The sequence below is a fragment of the Paenibacillus sp. OT2-17 genome (assembly GCF_009827695.1).
GTDB lineage: Bacteria > Bacillota > Bacilli > Paenibacillales > Paenibacillaceae > Paenibacillus > Paenibacillus polymyxa_B.
Genome location: NZ_WUDQ01000387.1, coordinates 1 through 3,584 on the forward strand (window position 1 = coordinate 1; position 3,584 = coordinate 3,584).

3 protein-coding genes and 1 pseudogene are annotated in these 3,584 nt (G+C 45.1%); all 4 read left to right on the forward strand.

Annotation, left to right across the window (positions count from 1 at the left end; genetic code table 11):
- On the forward strand, positions 1 to 208 hold a 208-nt coding region (locus GRP75_RS21725), incomplete at its 5' end, for a pyridoxal-phosphate dependent enzyme (RefSeq protein WP_337194255.1).
- Position 209: 1 nt separating this feature from the next.
- Entirely contained in the window at positions 210 to 1,340 is a 1,131-nt protein-coding gene (locus tag GRP75_RS21730; RefSeq protein ID WP_160790333.1) for a bifunctional cystathionine gamma-lyase/homocysteine desulfhydrase, read from the forward strand.
- A 135-nt stretch (positions 1,341 to 1,475) separates the two neighbouring features.
- Positions 1,476 to 1,814 carry a hypothetical protein gene (locus tag GRP75_RS21735; RefSeq protein ID WP_023988379.1) on the forward strand — a complete coding sequence of 113 codons (339 nt, stop codon included), beginning with the start codon at positions 1,476 to 1,478 and terminating at the stop codon, positions 1,812 to 1,814.
- A 273-nt stretch (positions 1,815 to 2,087) separates the two neighbouring features.
- Positions 2,088 to 3,584 (forward strand): annotated as a pseudogene (locus tag GRP75_RS21740) (PHB depolymerase family esterase); the annotation flags it as partial.

Consider the following 3,584-nt stretch of genomic DNA (forward strand, 5'->3'; position numbering starts at 1 on the left):
TCACACCATTAGCGATGTTGATGCTTTTGACCGTGTCAAGGAACTGGCTGCACGTGAAGGTCTTCTCGTTGGCAGTTCTTCAGGGTCTGCTTTACATGCCGCTTTACTGGAAGCCGAAAATGCACCGGATGGCGCACATATTGTTACCATTTTCCCGGATAGCAGCGAACGTTATCTGAGCAAAAAAATATATGAAGGCGGGATATAAAATGAAACGCAAAACAAAACTGATTCACGGCGGGCTTCCTACCGATCCCCATACAGGCGCGGTTAACGTTCCTATTTATCAGGTAAGCACTTATGAGCAAGAGGAAATTGGCGTCCATAAGGGATACGAATATTCGCGTACAGGCAATCCGACCCGGTTTGCTCTGGAGGAGCTGATCAAGGATCTGGAGGAAGGAAAGCGTGGTTTTGCTTTCGGTTCGGGTATGGCAGCAATCCATGCGGTATTTTCACTGTTTAATGCAGGGGATCATATTTTGCTGACCGATGATGTATACGGAGGCACCTACCGTATTGTAAGCAAAGTCCTCAGCCGTATCGGAATTGAGTCCACATTTGTGGATACGACTGACCTGGAAGCTATCTCCAAAGCAATTCGTCCGAATACGAAGGCATTGTATGTCGAAACGCCAACGAACCCGCTTTTGAAGGTTACGGATATCCGCGCTGTTTCGGAGCTTGTAAAAAAACATGATCTTTTATTGATCGTCGACAACACATTTGCTACCCCTTATTGGCAGACGCCAATTACACTTGGGGCTGATATCGTCATTCACTCTGCTACCAAGTATTTGGGCGGCCATAGCGATGTTGTAGCCGGTCTGGCTGTTGTGAACAGCGAAGAGCTGGGAGAACAACTTCATTTTCTGCAAAACGCCATTGGTGCTATTCTCGGCCCGCAAGATTCTTGGTTATTGATCCGAGGTATTAAAACATTGGGTCTGCGTATGGAAGCGATTGAGCAAAATGCAAAGGAAATTGCAGCCTTTTTGGAAAAACATCCGAAGGTTAGCAAAGTGTACTATCCTGGACTGGAAAGCCATGCACAGCATGAACTGTCCAAAATCCAGGCCGAAGGCTTTGGCGGCATCATTTCCTTTGATGTAGGTAGCGACGCTAACGCGGTTGCACTTCTGAAAAAGGTGAAATATTTTACACTGGCTGAAAGCTTGGGAGCGGTTGAAAGTCTGATTAGTGTTCCGGCACGTATGACGCACGCCTCTATTCCAGTAGAACGTCGTGCAGAGCTAGGTATTACCGAAGGTTTGGTGCGGATTTCGGTTGGGATTGAAGATCTGGAAGATTTGATCGAAGATTTGCAGGCAGCATTGTAAGAAAATAATCGTAATGTTCAAGAGAGGTAGCTGAGGCTGCCTCTTTTTTTGTGTATTGTAGAATAAAGTATTGCTTTCCCTTAATAACCGAGTATAATACTTGGTAATAGATTGAGCCATAAGGAGAGAGACCCTATGAAACAGATAAAAACACGCAGTTACCTGCAGGTAGATGACTATCTGGATCTTCTTAATTATGCTAAACAATTGAACGATATAGAGTGGCAACAGGAGCTCAAAGAAGCCCTGCGGCATCAATTGCTGGAGAATGGCAAAGAGACTAAAGATTCTGAGATTAATACGCTGTGGCGGCATTTTGATCAGATTAACGATGAATTGCTGAGGTTGTTTGATCTCTTACGAAATAGTAATAACGCGGCGGATCGAAACTCGTGGAGCGAACAGATTTGGGAGCTAAAGTTAGAACGCATTAAGTTGGAAAAGCAAATTCAAGCGAGTTATGCACATTTTTAAAATAGTAACTTCACCCTAAACATACTATACCCTAGTATTGTTAGCAACAATCATGGCAGCATTAAATAGGTTTTTAGATATAGGAATTTTTAATAACGAAGTGAAGCACTCTGCTTTCTTCGTTTTTTTGTTTTATCATAGCTACTTTTTTGAGAAGAACAGAGGAGTACGTAGAGGTAATAACGAATAGTTTTATATAGTTAAATTGAATGTTAAACGGAATATAACCGCGACTACGTCTCTGAGGAAACAAAAACCTGGAGGGGGAATGTTATGAGGTTCACACATCTGGAAAAAGCAACAACTGTGCTGTCGGATCATCCGGTACGTCTGAGGTCTGCTTATGCAGTCGGTCCGGTCATGCTCCCGGAAAATTGCGGTGTGGGCAGGGAATGGACAAGTTATTTTGCCCATGAGGAATGGAATTTGGAAAAGGCTTGTGATGAAGAAGGAGTAGAGCTTTCAGCCGGAGGAAAGGCAGCGTGCCGATTATTGACCGAGCTGGACCCTCGGACTGCCGAACTAAATCTAGGTGTTTTTCCGCCTTTGGCCGAACAAGAAAGGCTTTTGCTGGTTTCAAATCTTCGTTGTATGGCTGCACAGGAAGTGATTTTCAGACCCTTTGAAGGAACGGGACAAATTTGGATAGATGGCACACTGGTATATGCGGAATCCGGTCCTTTTCGCTTGTATCTGGAGGAAGGCGATCACACGGTAGTTATCATTGCTGCGTTTATTCCCGAGGAGGCCCGCTCTATTCGTATCAGTGGAAATCAGGTATGCGACGAACCAGATGTGACAGAACTGCAACGTGAATTTGTAGAGCGTAATATACGTTTTCATATGGCTTGGTTAGAGGTTGAGAAAAGTGCTGGCAGGGAGGGTGAAGACAGCCCGATCTTATTTTATTTACTGCGTAAGGATCGGATAGATCTTCCCTTAGATCAAACGTTATGGGTCGAGGTAACGAATGATGAAGGTATAAAGCTGGATCGCTTTCCAGCACATTGGGAGCAGGAGCAAAGCTATGACTGGGACGAGGAAAAGGCCAGGAATACGGGAATGCTGCACTTCACCGTTACATATCGGGATCATGAGGCTGTGGAGCATCATTTTGTGTATTCGGCACTTGTGCGGCCTTTGTCAGTCGTCGTGGAGGGCTTGCAGGAAGAGTATGACCGGTACATTCAAGCCCGCGCTATAGATATTCTTCATTCTGCGCAGAAAATACAAATAGAGGGCCTGCTTGAGGAATTAAAAAGGTTAACGGATTTGCCGGAAGATCCTTTTGAAATCTGGGATTACCGGGTTGTACGTGAATATATCAAGCTATTAAAACAAATCTTCACGTGTGGACATGCCGAACAGTCACACTCCCCGTCCTTACTTCAAGAAGAACACATCTTTTTGTCTAATGACGGAATTGGGGAAGGATTTTTTGTCTCCCGTTTGGATAATAGTTTGCAACGCTATACCATTCAGCTTCCCAGAAGCTATTCGACTGACCGACAGTATCCTCTGATCGTTCTGATGCCAGGCAAGCGATATGAACTGGGCTTGCCGGATTTTCAGAATCGAGGTTTTGGGCAAGGCTGGGAAGAGGAAGCTATATTCGTTACTTTTTCATGCCGTGGTGTAACGTTGGGCAGTTATATTGGAGAAGCTGCTTTTTTGGAGGCGCTGGATGTCATACTGCAAGCGTACCGAGAGGACGAAGAGCGGATCTATCTGACGGGTTATTCGAACGGAGCATATGCGGCCTGGGCGATG